The 16,743-nt window shown below is 60.3% G+C and carries 15 protein-coding genes and 1 rRNA gene; all 16 read right to left on the minus strand.

The features are described from left to right. Positions 1-6: 6 nt before the first annotated feature. On the minus strand, positions 7-972 hold the full coding sequence (pfkA, locus tag F599_RS0108420) for a 6-phosphofructokinase (protein WP_019543086.1): 966 nt from the start codon (positions 970-972) through the stop codon (positions 7-9). 185 nt (positions 973-1,157) lie between these two features. Further along, on the minus strand, positions 1,158-1,982 hold the full coding sequence (gene manZ, locus F599_RS0108425) for a PTS mannose transporter subunit IID (protein WP_019543087.1): 825 nt from the start codon (positions 1,980-1,982) through the stop codon (positions 1,158-1,160). Positions 1,983-2,003: 21 nt separating this feature from the next. Next, positions 2,004-2,816: a PTS mannose/fructose/sorbose transporter subunit IIC gene (locus F599_RS0108430; RefSeq protein WP_026327909.1), complete on the minus strand. Its 813-nt coding sequence runs from the start codon at positions 2,814-2,816 to the stop codon at positions 2,004-2,006. 88 nt (positions 2,817-2,904) lie between these two features. Beyond that, positions 2,905-3,387: a mannose/fructose/sorbose PTS transporter subunit IIB gene (locus F599_RS0108435; RefSeq protein WP_019543089.1), complete on the minus strand. Its 483-nt coding sequence runs from the start codon at positions 3,385-3,387 to the stop codon at positions 2,905-2,907. Continuing rightward, positions 3,387-3,818 carry a PTS sugar transporter subunit IIA gene (locus tag F599_RS0108440; protein WP_019543090.1) on the minus strand — a complete coding sequence of 144 codons (432 nt, stop codon included), beginning with the start codon at positions 3,816-3,818 and terminating at the stop codon, positions 3,387-3,389. Before F599_RS0108440 ends, F599_RS0108435 begins: the two co-directional genes overlap by 1 nt. A 288-nt stretch (positions 3,819-4,106) precedes the next feature. Then, positions 4,107-6,920, minus strand: a complete 2,814-nt coding sequence (locus F599_RS0108445) for a sigma-54-dependent transcriptional regulator (RefSeq protein WP_019543091.1) — start codon at positions 6,918-6,920, stop codon at positions 4,107-4,109. 233 nt (positions 6,921-7,153) lie between these two features. Then, positions 7,154-7,960 carry a G5 and 3D domain-containing protein gene (locus tag F599_RS0108450; RefSeq protein ID WP_019543092.1) on the minus strand — a complete coding sequence of 269 codons (807 nt, stop codon included), beginning with the start codon at positions 7,958-7,960 and terminating at the stop codon, positions 7,154-7,156. A gap of 297 nt (positions 7,961-8,257) precedes the next feature. Beyond that, positions 8,258-8,470: a hypothetical protein gene (locus F599_RS15560; protein ID WP_156021978.1), complete on the minus strand. Its 213-nt coding sequence runs from the start codon at positions 8,468-8,470 to the stop codon at positions 8,258-8,260. Positions 8,471-9,174: 704 nt separating this feature from the next. Further along, positions 9,175-9,975 carry a TatD family hydrolase gene (locus F599_RS0108460; protein ID WP_019543093.1) on the minus strand — a complete coding sequence of 267 codons (801 nt, stop codon included), beginning with the start codon at positions 9,973-9,975 and terminating at the stop codon, positions 9,175-9,177. Further along, positions 9,975-11,936: a methionine--tRNA ligase gene (gene metG, locus F599_RS0108465; RefSeq protein WP_019543094.1), complete on the minus strand. Its 1,962-nt coding sequence runs from the start codon at positions 11,934-11,936 to the stop codon at positions 9,975-9,977. Before metG ends, F599_RS0108460 begins: the two co-directional genes overlap by 1 nt. Before the next feature lie 168 nt (positions 11,937-12,104). Continuing rightward, positions 12,105-12,986, minus strand: coding sequence for a 16S rRNA (cytidine(1402)-2'-O)-methyltransferase (gene rsmI / locus F599_RS0108470; protein ID WP_019543095.1), 882 nt, complete (start codon positions 12,984-12,986; stop codon positions 12,105-12,107). Then, positions 12,983-13,735, minus strand: a complete 753-nt coding sequence (locus tag F599_RS0108475) for a tRNA1(Val) (adenine(37)-N6)-methyltransferase (RefSeq protein WP_019543096.1) — start codon at positions 13,733-13,735, stop codon at positions 12,983-12,985. The genes rsmI and F599_RS0108475 overlap by 4 nt, the downstream gene beginning before the upstream one ends. Beyond that, a complete protein-coding gene (locus F599_RS13980) occupies positions 13,732-14,892 on the minus strand; it encodes a PSP1 domain-containing protein (protein WP_081626363.1) in 1,161 nt (386 codons plus the stop codon). Before F599_RS13980 ends, F599_RS0108475 begins: the two co-directional genes overlap by 4 nt. 12 nt (positions 14,893-14,904) lie before the next feature. Next, positions 14,905-15,903 carry a DNA polymerase III subunit delta' gene (gene holB / locus F599_RS0108485; protein ID WP_019543098.1) on the minus strand — a complete coding sequence of 333 codons (999 nt, stop codon included), beginning with the start codon at positions 15,901-15,903 and terminating at the stop codon, positions 14,905-14,907. Beyond that, positions 15,903-16,355 carry a YaaR family protein gene (locus F599_RS0108490; protein ID WP_033369290.1) on the minus strand — a complete coding sequence of 151 codons (453 nt, stop codon included), beginning with the start codon at positions 16,353-16,355 and terminating at the stop codon, positions 15,903-15,905. Before F599_RS0108490 ends, holB begins: the two co-directional genes overlap by 1 nt. A gap of 101 nt (positions 16,356-16,456) precedes the next feature. Beyond that, positions 16,457-16,573, minus strand: a 5S ribosomal RNA gene (gene rrf / locus F599_RS0108495). Positions 16,574-16,743: the final 170 nt, after the last annotated feature.

The following is a 16,743-nucleotide window of genomic DNA, read 5'->3' on the forward strand; positions in this document are numbered from 1 at the left end:
GAGATCTTACGCGAGCACGCGCGCGAGGCGCACGAGCTCGGGATCGAGTGTTTTCTTGTTATTGACGGAGTCAAAGAGATTGATCGAGACGACCTTGCCCTGCTCGAAGCCGAACACGACGTCCGACGCGCCGGAGATCAGCGCGAGCGCCGCCTTCTCGCCGAGCATCGAGGCCTTCATGCGATCCTCGACCGTCGGCGAGCCGCCGCGCTGGATATGGCCGAGCACGGAGACGCGCGTGTCGATGCCTGTCTTCTCCTCGACGATCTTGCCGAGGCCCATGCCGTCGCCCGCGCCCTCAGCGATCACGATGATGCTGTAGCGCTTGCCGGCCGCGTACTGTGCCTTGATATCCTCGCACATCTGATCGAGGTCGTACTTGACCTCCGGCACGAGCACGTACTCCGCGCCGCCCGCGATGCCGGACTCCATGGCGAGCCAGCCGGACTTATGACCCATGACCTCAACGATCATGATGCGGCGGTGCGCCGATGCCGTATCGCGCAGCTTGTTGAGCGCATCGACGATCGTGTTCGCCGCCGTGTCGCAGCCGATCGTATAGTCCGTGCCCCAGACATCGTTGTCGATCGTGCCGGGCAGGCCGACGATGGGGATACCCGTCTCCTTCGAGAGCAACGAGCCGCCCGTGAGGCTGCCGTCGCCGCCGATGATCACGAGGCCTTCGACGCCGCGCTTCTTGAGGTTCTCATAGCCTTTGCGGCGCCCCTCCGGCGTCTTGAACTCCGGGCAGCGCGCCGTCCCGAGGAACGTGCCGCCGCGCTGGATGATGTCGCTGACGCTGCGGCTCGTGAGCTCGACGATATCGTCCTTGAGCATGCCGTCATAGCCGTCCTTGATACCGTAGACCTGCACGCCCTCATAGAGCGCCGTGCGCACGACGGCACGCGCCGCCGCGTTCATGCCCGGGCTGTCGCCGCCGGACGTCATGATGGCAATCGCTTTTTTGATCATTTCTACATCTCTCCTGTACTGCGGAACTATCTTCTATCTCTGCGTGCTTATTACCTTCTCTATTTTAGTGAATCGAAGGTAAAATGTAAAGCTGTTTCCGCCATTTTATCGACGCAGAGAAAAGGGGCTGCCGGAATCGCAGCCCCTCTTCCCCGAGGTTTCAGCGTATGGTTCAAATGGTAGGATTACTTCACATTCATGATGCCGAGGGCAAAGCAGATGATGCCGAGGGCGAAGAGACCGAAGATGATCCAGATCGCGTTGACTTTCCGCTTGAGCAGCGCCATGCACGCGAACGTCATGAGCAGCGGCACGAGGCCCGGCATGAGCTGATCGAGGATCGACTGCACCGTCGTGACGACGACTTCGCCCTTAGCGTTCGTGATACTCGAGACGACGACCGGGATGTTGACGCTCGTCCATTTGTTGACGAGCGCGCCCATGACGAAGAGGCCTAGGATGGAAGCGCCCTCCGTGAGCTTCTGGAGCTTGTTGCCGGCGACATCCTGCACGATGTCCGTGCCCTTGGAGTAGCCGTACTTGATACCGTACCAGCGCACCCAGAGGCGAACGGCATTGAAGAGGACGAAGAAGAGAATCGGGCCGAGGATGGAGCCGGAGAGCGCGAAGGAAGCGCCGAGCGCCGCCGTGATCGGACGCAGCGTGCCCCAGAAGATCGGGTCGCCGACGCCGGCGAGCGGACCCATCATGCCGACTTTGATGCCGTTGATGACGCCGTCAGGGATATCCGCGCCGTTGGCCTTCTTCTCCTCGAGGGCCGCCGTGATGCCGATGATCGGCGCCGTGACGAACGGCTGCGTGTTATAGAACTCGAGATGACGCTTGATGGCCTGTTTGAGTTCCTCGCCCGTATAGAGGCGGCGCAGGATCGGCACCATGCCGAAGCAATAGCCGAGTGCCTGCATGCGCTCCATGTTCCACGATGCCTGAAGGAAATTGGAACGGATGAACGTCCAGAAAAAATCATTGCTGGTAATCTTCTTTTCCATGATTGTACTCCTCCTCACCAATCAGTCGAGTTCGTCGTCGAGATCGTCATCGGCATCCGAGGGAGCGGCAGCAGCAGCCGGAGCGGCAGCCACCTGCGCATACTTCGGATTGAGCTGCAGATAGACAATCGCGAGAACGAGGCCGATGACGCCGAGCGCAACGAGGTTGAACGTCGTGAACGCCGCGACGACGAAGCCGAGGAAGAAGAACGGCATGAGGTACTTCGCGCCCATCATGTTGATGACCATCGCATAACCAACGACGACGATGAAGCCGCCGGCGACCTGGAGGCCACCCGTGATGACCGGCGGAATGGCATCGAGCATGGCCTGCACAGCGCCCGTACCGACGGAAGCAGCGACAATCACGGCCGGAATGCCGACGCGGAGGCCCTGCAGAATCAGAGCGCCATAGTGGCAGAAGTCGATGCCGCGGAGGCTGCCCTTCTCTGCATAGTGGTCAGCGCGATGCTGGAAGACGACGGAAATCGTTTTGCAGAAGATAGCGAGAACCTGACCTGCGGCTGCGAGCGGCATCGCGATGCCGATACCGGTTGCCACGTCCTGATGGCCCGCGATGACAAGAATCGTCGAAACGACGGAGGCGAGTGCCGCATCCGGCGCGATGGCCGCGCCGATGTTCATCCAGCCGAGAGCCATGAGTTCCAAAGTGCCGCCGATGATGATACCAGTCGTCATATCTCCGAGAATCAGTCCGGTCACAGTGCAGGCAATGAGCGGACGGTGCGTCTGCAGCTCATCGAGGCACGAGCCCATACCGGCGATAGTGCCGAAGATAAAGATGAGCAACACTTGAATTGTACTGAGTTCCATAATGTGTCCCTCCATTTTGAAAAATTTGGATAAATCCCCCTGTGAAGCCGTTCGCAAAACAGAGCGGCCCCATGTATGATGAAATGAATCAGAGCTTGCTCAGCACATCCATCATCATAAGCTTCTTATCCGTGTCCACCTTGCGAATCTCAAGCTCAATGCCCTTCTCATCGAGCTTCTTGAACGCATCGATGTCCTTGTCGTCAACGGAGACGGCGCTCGTGACCTGCGTCTTGCCCTCGTGGAAGCTCATGCCGCCGATGTTGACGCTCTTGATGTCGACGCCGTGCTCAACGAGATAGAGCACGCTCGACGGGTTCGTGAAGAGCAGCAGGCAACGGTCATTTTCGTACTTCGGGTTGTTGTAGACGCGGATGGCCTTGTCGAGCGTGACGACATGGCTCTTCATGCCCGCGGGCGCGACCTGCTTGAGGAGCGTCGCGCGGATCGTGTCGTTTGCGACCTCATCATCGCAGACGATGATGCGCTGGCAGTTCGTGACCTTGGACCAGACCGTGACGACCTGTCCATGGATGAGACGGTCGTCGATACGTGCTAATACGATTTTCATTATAAATCATCCTCCTCGTCTTCTGCGATCTGGCTGGAATGGAACGTCTGCGTTCCGTTCTTGCCAGCGGCCACAGCCTTCTCCATGAGCGCCTGGATGTCCGATCCGTCATCGACGAGCTGCGCGCTCGCCATCTCGATGAGCATTGGCAGATTGACACCCGTCACGATGCCGTAGTCCTCGTTCGTCATGACGAGACGGCAGGCAGCGTTGTACGGGCTGCCGCCGAAGAGGTCGTTGAGGAACAGGACGCCGCCCTCGCAGTTGAGCTCGGCGATCGCTGCCTCGTACTTCTTCACGACATCATCAGGGCCCTCGCCCGGAACGAGCGTAACCGCCCGGACGTTCTTCTGTTCGCCGCAGATCATCTCGCAGGACTTCACAAGCTCCTCCGCGAAACGCCCATGCGTACCAACGATAATACCAAACATGTGGTTCCCTCCCTTGGGATTCCAGAATTCATAAATACACCCGTTTATATTGCATACGACGTGCCAACTTTGTGTATCATCCACAAAAAAGGCGAACGCTCCCAAAATATCACCATGTTTCCTGCAAGTTTTCAGATTTTCAATACTCTTTCTTTTGAAATTGATACACTGTGGTGGAAAATTAATACTGATTTTTCTCATTTGCACGCGACCCCGCAACGAAAAATACACTAAAGCGTTTACTCTGCGCCTTAGTGTATTTTCTCATCTTTCCTTTTAGGAATTATTTCAAATCATTTCCGCCATAAAACAGAGCTCATCCGCGTCAAACCTGAGTTTCAGCGTTTTCTCGAATATCTTGACGGCTTTTTGTATCGCAGAAAGCTTTTGTGTATCAATCTCTTGCTTGTTCTTATCGAAGTGCAACGGGCTGCGTGTGACGATGCGCTCGAGCGCGCAGCCGCAGTGGACGATGATGCGGATGCGCACGGGGTTGGAGAAGTGCTTCCCGAGCTCCGCCTCGAGGACGCGGTCGAACTCCATAAGGCTGTCCATGACCTTCGCGGGATTGAGGTAGGTGAGGAATTTCTCGAGGGACTCCTCGCAGAGACGACGCACGACGACGCTCTTCTGCTCGCGCTCGTCCGCGCTGCCCCTCTCCTCGCGTGGTTCCTGCACGCGCACGAGGCTGAGCAGCCGCTGCTCGCCCGCACCGTCGATGAACTCCTCGAGCGGAATGAACGGGATGGGCAGCGCCGGCTTCTTCATGCCGATGGCGGCGCGGATGGCGTACTCTCCCTGGAGCTCCTGCAGATGCTCCTCGAGATGCGTGAGACCGACGGGCAGGACGGCCAGTGGTTTTCCCGCACTCTTCAGCACCTCCTCGACGAGCGATTTGAGCTTGAGCGCCGCGCCCTTGCCTGTCGAGCAGATGGTCACGATGGCCTCCTGCCGCCCGTCCGCCGCGCGGTGCTCCGCAAAGTCCACGGCCTCATAGCCGCGGAAGCTTCTGAGCGACTCGTAGATGCTGTCGAGATCCATGCCGACGATATCCGCCTTGCGCATGGCCTCGAGGATGAGCGGCGTCGATACCATATCGATGGTGCGCACGGGGATGCCGAGTGTCTCAGAGATCTGCGCGCCGAGGCTCACGAGCGAGCCCATATCGGCGAGGATCAGCACGCCCGTGCGGCAGTTCATGCCGCGCAGCATCGTGATGACCTTCTGCGCGAGCTCCTGCGGGTTCTTCTCGAGCGGCATGTCGATGGGGATGAGATTCGTGTCCTGTGTGTTGAAGAGCTTTTGCGCGACCTCGACCATCGAGCTCGCCGTCGTAGCGCCGTGCATGGCGACGAGGATCGTGATTTTCTCCTCGAGATCCTCATCCTCCGCGGACTCGAGCAGGAGCGCGATGTACTCGACCTCCGTCGGCGGCACGGTCACGCGGTAATGCTTTTCGATGCGCGCTTTGATCTCGAGCGCGACCTGGTAGTGCAGGGAGTCGCGCTCGATCGCGCCCGCGATTTCGGAGTAGGGCACAGGCTCCTTGTCCTTGAGCCGCTTGAGGAAGGCAGAGAGATGCAGGCTGAACGCGTAGAGGAAGCGGTCGCGGTAGCTGCGGTTGAGGCGCTTGCTCACGTAGAGCGCGATCTGCTCGGAGAAGTCGACGAGCGGCTCATCGACGATCTTGAGCAGGCGCTCGCGCGTCGAGAGGTTGATGCTCGCGCGCTTGTCGTAGAGCGACTTGATATAGACGTTGACGTCCGTCGCGACGATCTGCTTGATGAGGTCATCGCTGATGCCTTCGCCCTTCAGGAGTTCGACCTTGTCCTCGACGACGCGGTAGAGGTTAAAAGACTTCTTGTCGGACTCTTCCTCCTCCGCACGCGCGCGCCGCCTGCCCGGCGGCTCGACAACGAGCGGCTCGGCGAGGTACTGCGTGAGCTCCGCGAGCGCCTGGCGGTTCGCCGAGAGCGTCAGCAGGCCGTTCTTGATGGTCTGCGGCAGCATCTTGAAATCGACCTCGATGTAGTCCGGGTTGTCGATGCCGTTGAGGAACGCCTGCGCGCAGAGCAGCTTGATGTTGCTCTTGATCTGACCGACATTGCCCGCGCCGATGCTGCCGAGCAGGCTCTTGACGGCCTCTACACTGATGCGGATGGGCTTTTTCACGCGCTGCGCCTCATCGGTGAAGAGGAGCTTGACGATGTCGAGCTTCTCACCGAGCGTTCGCGATGCGAGCGAGGGGATCGTGATGATGTTCGGGATGCGCCGCACAAAGGTCTTCGTGAGCGCTGAGTTCGGGTCCTCCGTCGTCGCGCCGATGATGAGCACTTTGGCATGGCGGTCGCGCGTCGTCTCGCCGAGGCGGCTGAACGTCCCCGTGTCCATGAAGTAGAAGATCATCTCCTGCCCCTCAGGCGGCAGGCGGTGAATCTCGTCGAGGAAGAGGACGCCGCCGTCCGCCTGCTCGACGAGTCCCGCCTTCGCCTGGTCAGCGCCCGTGAAAGCTCCCTTGATATGGCCGAAGACATGGGAGAGCAGGAGCTGCGGGTTGTTGTAGTAATCGGCGCAGTTGAACGTCACGAACGGCGCGTCCGGCGCGAAGCGCTCCATCGCCTTGCCGTAGGCGAACATGAGGTGCGCGAAGAGCGTCTTGCCGACGCCCGTCTGTCCGACGATGAGCGTATGCAGTCCGTCCGGCGGGTAGAGGATCGCGGCCTTTGCCTGCTCGACCTGCCGCTTGAGACTGCGGTGCGCGCCGATGAGCGCGTCAAAGGGATTCTCCGGCTGCTGCTGCGCCGTGAGTTCCTTCTCGCATGCCGCGACGCTCTCATAGGCGAGCGGCCCCGCAGGCAGAGGCGCGCCGAGCAGCTTCTCGAGTGCCGCCCGCTCAAAGTAGCGCACGGGCCGCCCGCCGAACTTCACGATGCGATCCTCACGGAACAGCGCGTTGAGCTCCTTCGAGACATTGTTGCGCAGGATGCCGAGCACGTCCGCGATCTCCTGCGCATCGAGTCCGCCGCGCTCATGCAACGTTTCCTTCGTAAATTTCGCCGACTCCGCCTCCACATAGGCAAAAATCCGCTCCATCCGTTTCATCCCAAATCCTCCTCGTTTTTATTGATACACTTCATTTCATTATAGCAGTGTATCAGGAAAAAACAATACACGAAAAGCGGCAGGCACACCGCGCCTGCCGCTTCTCCCTGCGAGCCTTCTTTTCAGCGCTCCTCCCAAAGGACGTTTGTTCTGCGCCTCTCCCATCGCGAGGAGCGCATGTAAAAGAATAATCCTACCAGAAAAGACTTTTCTCCTCCGGTAGGATTTCGTTCTCAGTTCAGTACATAGACGGTCACGTCGCGCCGACCGAACGCCATGGCCTCGCTGTACGACTCCATGCAGAGGTCGATGCGGTCGCCGTAGATGGCGCCGCCCGTATCAGCGGCGATGGCCTCCCCGTAGCCGGGGATGTAGAGCCGCGTGCCGAGCGGAATGACATTCGGATCGACGGCTGCGATCCCGTAGCCCGCCATGAGGCCGGAGGCCGTGATGCCGCTGCCATCGCCGTCCGACGGCAGGTAGGCGGTCGCCTCCATCGTGATCGCGTTTGCGTACCTGTGCGCTCCGCGCGACATCGCCTCGAAACTGGCTTCCTGTTCTCCTTGCTGCAACGCGGCCTCTTCTGCTTTCTTCGCCGCAGTCTTGTCTACGTTGATATGAAGATTTTCCTGAATTTTCGTGTCCATTCCCGGATTCGCGACGATATCCTCGAGATGATATCCTTCCTCCAGGAGCATGTCCCCCACTGTGGGCTTGCTGGTCATGATGGTTTTCTGCTGTCCCTCATAGGTGATGCTGACGGGGACAGCCCGATGTACGATGATTTGCGTATGATTATCGGTCTTTTTGAGTGTGTATTCATCCTTGCTGTCTAACTTGACGCCGGCACGGGCGAGGATGACGTCCGGTGACGTATGCGTCGTGCGGGTTTCCATGATCTTGCCATCCACCGAGATGGTCACGGTATGGATGTTGTTCTGCGTGAAACCCGTGCTCAATACCATCGTGGCTACGAGCAGGAAGCACAGAACGATTTTCTGGGTCTTCTTTTTGATGACGAGATGTTCTTTTCTACTCATTCAATTCCCCCTTCCGCAGCTTGAAGAACGAGTCAAGTATAGCAGGAAATCACCTCTCTGTCAATGCGTCTAGCCTTTAGCTCCCACTCAATAGGTAAAAATAAGCTAAAAAATGGGAAACGGGAATAGATACTCCACTTGTTTTGATAATATGCAACCACTTTAAAAAATCACTGATTAATTGGAGGATTTTACCACTTACTTTTGGGTAGATGAGAACATACCTTCTCCTCAGGGGACACGTTAGTAAAAAGGCAGAGTGCTGAATTAACCAGCGCTTCCCTAAAGAAGCGTTGATTAATAACGAGTGAAGCGTTCCGGAAAAAGACCTCGTAAGTGGAGAATCTTTGCATTCATCAGCATGACCCCATTTTGATTTCTATCCCAGACAAGCAATCCCTGCGTGTCGCTGATCCACTCCGTATATTCTGCAAAGCCATCTCCATCGAAATCAAAATGAGTATGGCTATTCGTTCCAGACTTCGTCCCCTTGGAAAATTCAATCACCAAGGGATCAATCGTCCACCAGGAATCAGGCAGCCAATCGATCCAACCGGAGCCCAGCGGCCAACCATGGCCACCAGGAGTGCTACCAGGAGTGCCCGGATTTTCACCGTTTCCTCCTTCATCTTTTTGGCATCATGTTGATCCAGCCCCCTTTCCTTATCTCTCCATCCATGACCAGGTGTGCGCCAAACCACAGAATTGCAAGTGAAGAAAGTCTCTGCATGGTCTGCCCAATGTTGCCTGCCACGGTTGCCAGAGTTGTCGTGCGAAAGGATGCTTTCACATAGCGTGACAGCAAATCCTCCCATTATAAAATAAGTATCATCTCCACATATTAATTATATTTTTATTATAATATGTATCATTGTAAAGCTTTCCTTTCTTTTTTTCAATGCTCGACAACCAAATTGATATAAATTACTCATGTTTTTCCTTCCTGCATTTAAGGAACCATTGATTAATTCAGCACTCCGTCTTCACGCATCTGCACTCTCCTCCCATTGTCGACAAATCCTCGGCATAACCCGCTACGCTTTCGGTTTATCTCCTAGTGAGATACAGCGCATCCACGCAAATCCGGAGCACCTCATTTGATCAGTGCTTCCCTAAGTGACGTAACACACGAACGCAAAAAAATAGCGGGCACGGCAATCATCTGCTGCCGTGCCCGCTCTGGGCAAATCATTGGTGGGCAAATGCCCCATATATCAGTGAGTTTTTCCCAATCCGTAGAGCGTCTCCGCGTTCCGCGTCGTGGCTGCCGCTACCTCCGCGAGCGTCAGGCCGCGCAGCGCCGCGACCTTTTCCGCGACGTAGCGCACGAAGGCCGGCTCGTTGCGCTTGCCGCGCATGGGGACGGGCGCCATGTAGGGCGCGTCCGTCTCGACGAGCAGGCGATCGAGCGGCATCGCGCGCACGATCTCAGGGAGCTTCGCCGCGTTCTTGAATGTGAGCGGCCCGTCGACGCCGAGGTAGAGCCCCAGACGCAGGAACTCGCACGCCATCTCGCGGCTGCCCGAGTAGCAGTGAAGGACAGCGGGGATGCCGCGCCCCTCGCGTTTCAGGATGGCGAGCGTGTCACCGTGCGCCTCGCGGTCGTGGATGCAGACGGGCAGGTGCAGCTGGCGCGCGAGGTCGAGCTGCCGGATGAAGATGCGCCGCTGCAACGCGCGCTGCGCCTCGTCCTTCACCCAGTAGTAGTCGAGGCCGATCTCGCCGATGCAGACGACCTCGGGGCGCGCGGCCCACGCCGCGAGCCGCGCGTCGTCCGCCGCCGTCATCTCGTAGGCTTCCTCCGGATGGATGCCGACGCCCGCGTAAAGCCCCGCGTGGGAGGCCGCGAGCGTCACGGCGCGCTCAGAGCTCTCCAGCGTATCGCCCATGTTGATGAGGCGCGTGACGCCTGCCGCGCGGGCGCGCGCGATGGTCTCCTCGACGTCCGCAGCGAACTTCTCGTCGTTGAGGTGCGTGTGCGTGTCGACGAGCGCGATGGCCGCCTCCTCCGCCATCAGCGGACCTCCGTGCCGGCCGGCATATCGACCTCGAGAATCTTGAGATCCTTGCCGTCGCCGGCCGCGAGGATCATGCCCTCCGAGCGCACGCCGCGCAGCTTTGCGGGCTTGAGATTCGCGACGAGCACGACGTGCTTGCCGACGAGGTCCGCGGGCGCGTACCAGGGCGCGATGCCCGAGACGACCTGACGCTCCGGCACGCCCTCGCCGAGGGAGAGCGTGAGCTTCAGCAGCTTGTCCGCCTTTGGCACGGGCTCGGCCGCCTTGACCTCCGCGACGCGCAGCTGCACCTTGCCGAACGTGTCGATGGAGATGATGCCCTCAGGCAGCGCCTCCTGCGCCTGCTTGTCTTTCTTGTCCTTTTTCTCTTTCTTCTCCTGCTTTGCGGCTGCGGACTGCGGCGCAGCTTCTTCCTTTTCCACCTCGATGCGCGGGAAGAGCTGCTCCGGCGTGCCGACATGGAGCCCCGCGGGCACGCCGCCCCACTGCTCGATGTCCTCCGTGCGGACGCTCGCGAAGTCCTGCGCGAGACCGAGCTGCTGCCAGATGCGCACGGCCGTCGTCGGCATGAACGGCGAGATGAGCACGCTGATGACGCGCAGCGCCTCTGTGAGATTGTAGAGCACGTTCGCGAGCTCCTGCTCCTTCGCGGGATCCTTCGCGAGCGCCCACGGCGCCGTCTCGTCGATGTACTTGTTCGCGCGGCTGATGAACGCCCAGACCTTCTTGATGGTCAGCGAGAGCTGCATGTCCTCCATGTTCTTCTCGAAGAACGCCACCGTCTCGCGCGCGTCTTCCTTGAGCGAGCGGTCGACATCGCTCTCGCCCGCAGGTGCCTTGACTACGCCGCCCTGGAATTTCAGCGTCATCGAGAGCGTGCGGTGCAGCAGATTGCCGAGATCGTTCGCGAGGTCGCTGTTGATGCGTCCGATGAGCGCGTCGCGCGAGAAGTTGCCGTCCTGCCCGAGGTTGATCTCGCGCAGCAGGAAATAGCGGATGGCATCGGCGCCGAACTCGTCGATGAGGCCGATGGGATCGACGACGTTGCCCTTCGACTTGCTCATCTTGTCACCGTCGACGATGAGCCAGCCGTGGCCGTAGACCTTCTTCGGCAGCGGCAGATCGAGCGCCATGAGGATGCACGGCCAGATGATCGTATGGAAGCGCACGATCTCCTTGCCGACGAGGTGGAGGTCTGCCGGCCAGTATTTCTGGAACATCTCCGGGTTGTCGAGGTAGCCGATCGGCGTGAGATAGTTCGTGAGCGCGTCGAACCAGACGTAGATGACGTGCTTCGGGTCGATGGGCACGGGGATGCCCCAGTTGAACGACGTGCGGCTGATGCAGAGGTCGTCGAGCCCCTGCTTGATGAAATTGATCATCTCGTTGCGGCGCGACACAGGCTGGATGAAATCAGGATGCTCCTCGATGTACTGGAGCACGCGATCCTGGTATTTGCTCATCTTGAAGAAATACGCTTCCTCCGCGACCTCCTGCACCGGGCGATGGCAGTCCGGGCAGCAGCCATTCTCGTCGAGCTGGTGTTCCGTCCAGTAGCTCTCGCAGGGCGTGCAGTAGAGTCCCTTGTACTCGCCCTTATAGATGTCGCCCTTCGCGTAGATGCGGCGGAAAATCTCCTGAACGACGCGCTCGTGGCGCTTCTGCGTCGTGCGGATGAAATCATCGTTGCTGATGGAGAGGCGTTTCCAGAGGTTCTGGAAGCCCGCGACGATCTTGTCCGTGTACTCGATGGGCGTCACGCCCGCCTCCTCGGCCTTCTGCTGGATCTTGAGCCCGTGCTCATCAGAGCCCGTGAGGAAGAAGACATCGTCCCCCTCGAGGCGGTGGAACCGCGCGATGGCATCGGCAATCGTCGTGCAGTAGGCGTGGCCGATGTGGAGCTTCGCGCTCGGATAATAGATCGGCGTCGTGATATAGAATGGTTTCTTCTCGTGCATATATGTTCCTCCCTTGGCGTCCGCAAATGAAACGGGCGCATATATGGTCTTTATTATATACCATTTGTCGCATGAAAAAAAGGAGCAGCGCACTTGGCGTCTGCTCCCTGCTTCCTATTTCCGCTGCGGAAAGCGCTCCATATTCCGCACCAATCCGGCACATCCTGCTCACCGCTCCTCGGCGAGCACGCGCTGATAGACCTCCCGCCTGCTGATGCCGAGATCCTTCGCCGTCTGGCGCATGGCCTCCTTCTTCGGCAACCCCTGCGCGAGATAGTGCGCGTAGAGCTCTGTGGGCGCCATCTGCTGCGCCGCTGCCGTCTCGCCCGCCTCCTCCGCCGCGCCCGCGACGACGATGACGTACTCGCCGCGCGGCTGTTCCGCCGCGTAGCGCGCGCAAAGCTGCCCGAGGCTGCCGCGCACGAACTCCTCGAAGCGCTTCGTGAGCTCGCGCCCGAGCGCCGCCTGCCGCTCCTCTCCGAGCACCGCCGCGAGCGCGGCGAGCGTCGCGCGCAGATGGTGCGGCGCCTCGTAGAAGATCAGCGTATCGCGCCGCGACCGCACCTCCTCGAGCACCTCGCGCTGCCTCTTCGCCGTCTTCGGCAGGAAGCCGACGAACGTGAAGCGCGTCGTATCGAGCCCAGAGCAGATGAGCGCCGAAAGGCCCGCGTTCGCGCCTGGGAGCGGCGAGACGCGGATGCCCGCCGCAATCGCGAGCTGCGCGAGATGGCTGCCGGGATCACAGATGCCCGGCAACCCCGCGTCGCTCACGCAGACGAGGTCATGCCCCGCGGCGAGCCAGGCGATGAGCTCCGGCCCCTTCGTCTCCTTGTTGTGCTCGTGGTAGCTCGTGAGCCGCGTATGGATATCGAAATGCGTGAGGAGCTGGCGCGTGTGGCGCGTATCCTCCGCCGCGATGAGCTCCGCCTCGCGGAGCACGCGCAGCGCGCGCAACGTCATGTCCTCGAGATTGCCGATGGGCGTCGCGCAGAGGTAGAGCGTCCCCTGCTGCCCCTCCGTTTTCGCTGCAATGTCTGTTGCTGCCGTCATTCTGCCTGTCCCTCCCTGCCGTAGATATCCAGGATCTCCTCTGTGTAGCTGCCGTCTGCCGCATGGACGATAAGCGGCGGCGCGACGCGCAGCCCGCCGGGCGCGGCGCCTACGACGGCCTCGATGAGCACCATGTTCGGCGCCTTCGCCGCCTTCGGCTGTACGAAGCGCAGCCGCTTCGCCTCCATCTGGTGCGCGTGCAGCGCGACGAGGATCTCGCCGAGGCGCTCCGGCAGATGCACGAGGGCGAAATGGCCGCCGTAGCGCAGCGCGTACCGCGCGGCAGCGACGACATCCGCAAGCGTCGCCGTGATTTCATGACGCGCGCGCGCGATGCCCTGGAGGCGGCTGATCTCCCCCTGGCACACAGGGCGGTAGGGAGGATTCGCGAGCACCCAGTCGAACGACTCCGCGGCGTAGAGCGAGCGGATTGCGCGGTAGTCCCCCTGCCGTACGCGGATCTTCTCCTCAAGCTCATTCATCCAGACGTTGCGCGCGGCGATGTCCGCCATGACGGGCGAGAGCTCCACGGCGTCAACGCTGCGCACCGCATCCGCGATGAGTAGCGGAATCACGCCCGTGCCCGTGCCGAGCTCGAGCACGCGCGCGCGCGGCGAAAACGCAGGAAAATGAGCGAGCAGCACAGCATCCAGGGAAAAGCAGAACTCCTGCGTATTCTGGATGATGTGCCGCCCGCTCCTCATCAAATCGTCCAGCCGCTCGTGTTCCTTCAGGCTGGGCGTCCTCATTCCTTCTTTTCCTCCCCGTCCTGCGCGGCATGCGGCTGGCGGTCGCGCGGACGGCGGCGACGGCTGCGGTGCTCACTCTCGCCGCGTTCGCCGCGCGGCTGGCCCTCCCGGGGTCTCGCGCTGCGCGGCTGACCGTCCCGCGTCTCGTGCGGACGGCGGCTGCGCCGCCTGCGGCCGCTCTTGCGCTCACCGGACTCACCCTCGCCGCGCGCATGCTCCTGCGCGCCCGTGTGCTCGCGCGAATGGCGCGGGCGGCGTGGCCCGCGCTTCTCCGTCGGCTGGCCGTCTTCCTTCTCCCCGTGCGCAGGCTGCGCCGCTGCCGCAGCGGCCGCCTCCTCCGGATCTTTCTCCACGACATCCTCCCAGGCCGCCACGATCGTACGGCCATTCAGCAAGAGGATCGTTGCCGAGCGTCGCTGTCCGTTCGTCGAGATGACCTTGCCATCGCCCTCGATGGTCGCTACGATGCTCCCCTGCTGCGGCTCCTGCACCACTGCCTTCTTGGGGCAGTGACCGCCGCAGTAGCAGTTGCTCTCGTACTTGAGGCAGCACATGAGCCTGCCGCAGATTCCCGAGATCTTCGTCGGATTCAGCGAGAGATTCTGCTCCTTCGCCATGCGGATGGACACCGGCTCGAAGTCTCCGAGGAACGTCGCGCAGCAGAGCGGTCGGCCGCAGCAGCCGATGCCGCCCATGAGCTTCGCCTCGTCACGCACGCCGATCTGCCGCAGCTCGATGCGCGTGCGGAACACAGACGCGAGGTCCTTGACGAGCTCGCGGAAGTCCACGCGCCCGTCTGCCGTGAAGTAAAAGACAATTTTATTCACATCGAACGTATACTCCACATCGACGAGCTTCATCTCGAGATGATGCGCCGCGATTTTCTGCTCGCAGATCGCGAAGGCTTCCTGCTCGCGCCGATGGTTTTCCTCCACCTTGCGCGCGTCCGCCTCCGTCGCCTTGCGATGCACTACCTTGAGCGGCAGCACGACCTCCTCATCCGGCACCTCGCGCGGCCCGATGACGGTCTTGCCATACTCCACGCCACGTGCCGTCTCGACGATGACATCATCGCCGGGCACGATCTCGAGCTTTCCTGGGCTGAAATAATATATCTTGCCCGCTTTCTTGAAGCGGACGCCAATGACTGTCTGCATATTTTTCTCCATCTATTGTTCCATACAGCGGAGGAAGAAGCCCTCCACCAGCAATCGCGTATTGACATTCGACAGCAGCCGATGCTGCGCCTCCTCCGTGAGCGCCACGAGCGCGAACACCCGCTGCTCCGAGTACTCAGAGAGCAGTGCAGCGAGCGCCTGCCGCAGATCCTTGTGGTAAAGGAGCGGGCTCGCGCCGTTGCCGTAAAGGACGAGCAGGTCTCGCAGCAGCGTATGGAAGCAGAGGAACCACTCGGAGAGCCGCTCCCTTGGCCATTCGCCCATAGCTGCGCCCCGCTCGAACACCCGCGCGGGCGTGAAGCGCGCACGCTCCCTGAGAAAGGCGAGCGCATCGTCGCGCAGCATGAGGCCATCGTCCGCCTCGAGCGCCAGCGCGCGGGAAAAGCTCCCGTCAGAGAGGGAGGCCAGGCGCGCCGCATCCTGCGCTGAGATACCGCGCGCTTCGAGTGCCGCCGCGAGCTGCGCCTCCGGCAGCATGCCGAAACCGACCGTCATGCAACGGGAAATGATCGTATCGAGCAATGCCGTCTTTGCTGACGTCACGAGGATGAACGTCACAGCCCCCGACGGCTCCTCAAGCGTTTTCAAGAGGCCGTTCTCCGCCGCCTCATTCATGCACTGCGCATCATCGATGATGACGACGCGCCGACGGGAAAGCGTCGGCCGACGCGCCGCAGTCGTCTGCATCTGGCGGATTGCGTCGATGCGGATGTTTTGGACAGCCTTTCCCTCCGGATGCAGCTCCAGGAAATCCGGGTGAGCGCCATCCTCCGCGCGCAGCGCCCGGCAGGACGCGCAGCGCCCGCAGGGAAGCTCCCCCTCGCCGAGACAGAGCAGCGATGCCGCGAGCGCTCGCGCGACGCGGAGCTTGCCGACGCCCTCCGGGCCGCTAAAGAGCATCGCATGCGGCAGGCGTCCCTCGCGCAGCAGGGTCCGCAGGCGAGCGATGGCTCTCGTATGACCGATGATTTTATGCCAAGCGATTTCCATCACATGTAGAGATCGACCAGCATGCCGCGGATGGCATCGTGGCTCGCGATGATATCGAGCTGATCCGCCTGTCCGAGGCGGATCTTCTCCGCCATCTCCTCGAGCTTCTTGTCCACCTTGCGCACCGTCGTATAGACCTTCTGGCGTCCCATGCGGTCCCAACCCGCCTGCGTATGCAGCTCATACATATGGCTCACGGCCTCGCCTACGAAATTCTTGATGAGCGTACGGTAGCTCTTGAGCTCATCATACGTCGGCGTGCGCGACAGGCGCGCGCCCTGCTCGTCAATCTGCTGGAGCATCTTCTCGAGCTGCTCCGTACTGAAACTGTCCTGCTGGTCGAAAAGCTCCGCGCCAAAATCAGCATCGGCTCCCTGCGTTTTCTCATCGTGGTCATGCGCCATCGTAACAGAAGCACCATGCGGTGTCATTCCATCAATCTTCATCGGCATTCATACCACCCGCTTTCTCCATGAATCAATCCGCTAAAACTCCACAATGAATTATAGCAAAAGAAAAAGGAGCTTGCAATAAGCAAACTCCTTCTTCAGCGAACCGGCAACTTCCTATCCTCCCAGCCCGTCACCAGGCAAGTACTTTCGGCCTCTGGATGCTTAACTACTGTGTTCGGTATGGGAACAGGTGGATCCATCCAGGCATCATCACCGGATTTCTTATTGAGAGACATGTTCTCTCAAAACTATACAGAAGAAACTTCCTGACATTCTAGCCGTCCGATTCTCTCGGACTCGCTTCGTGGCTTGAAGATAAGCCCTCGACCTATTAGTAGCAGTCCGCTTCATGCCTCGCGGCACTTCCACTCCTGCCCTATCTACCTCG

The sequence above is a fragment of the Selenomonas bovis DSM 23594 genome, assembly GCF_000381005.1.
Taxonomy (GTDB): Bacteria; Bacillota; Negativicutes; order Selenomonadales; family Selenomonadaceae; genus Selenomonas_C; species Selenomonas_C bovis.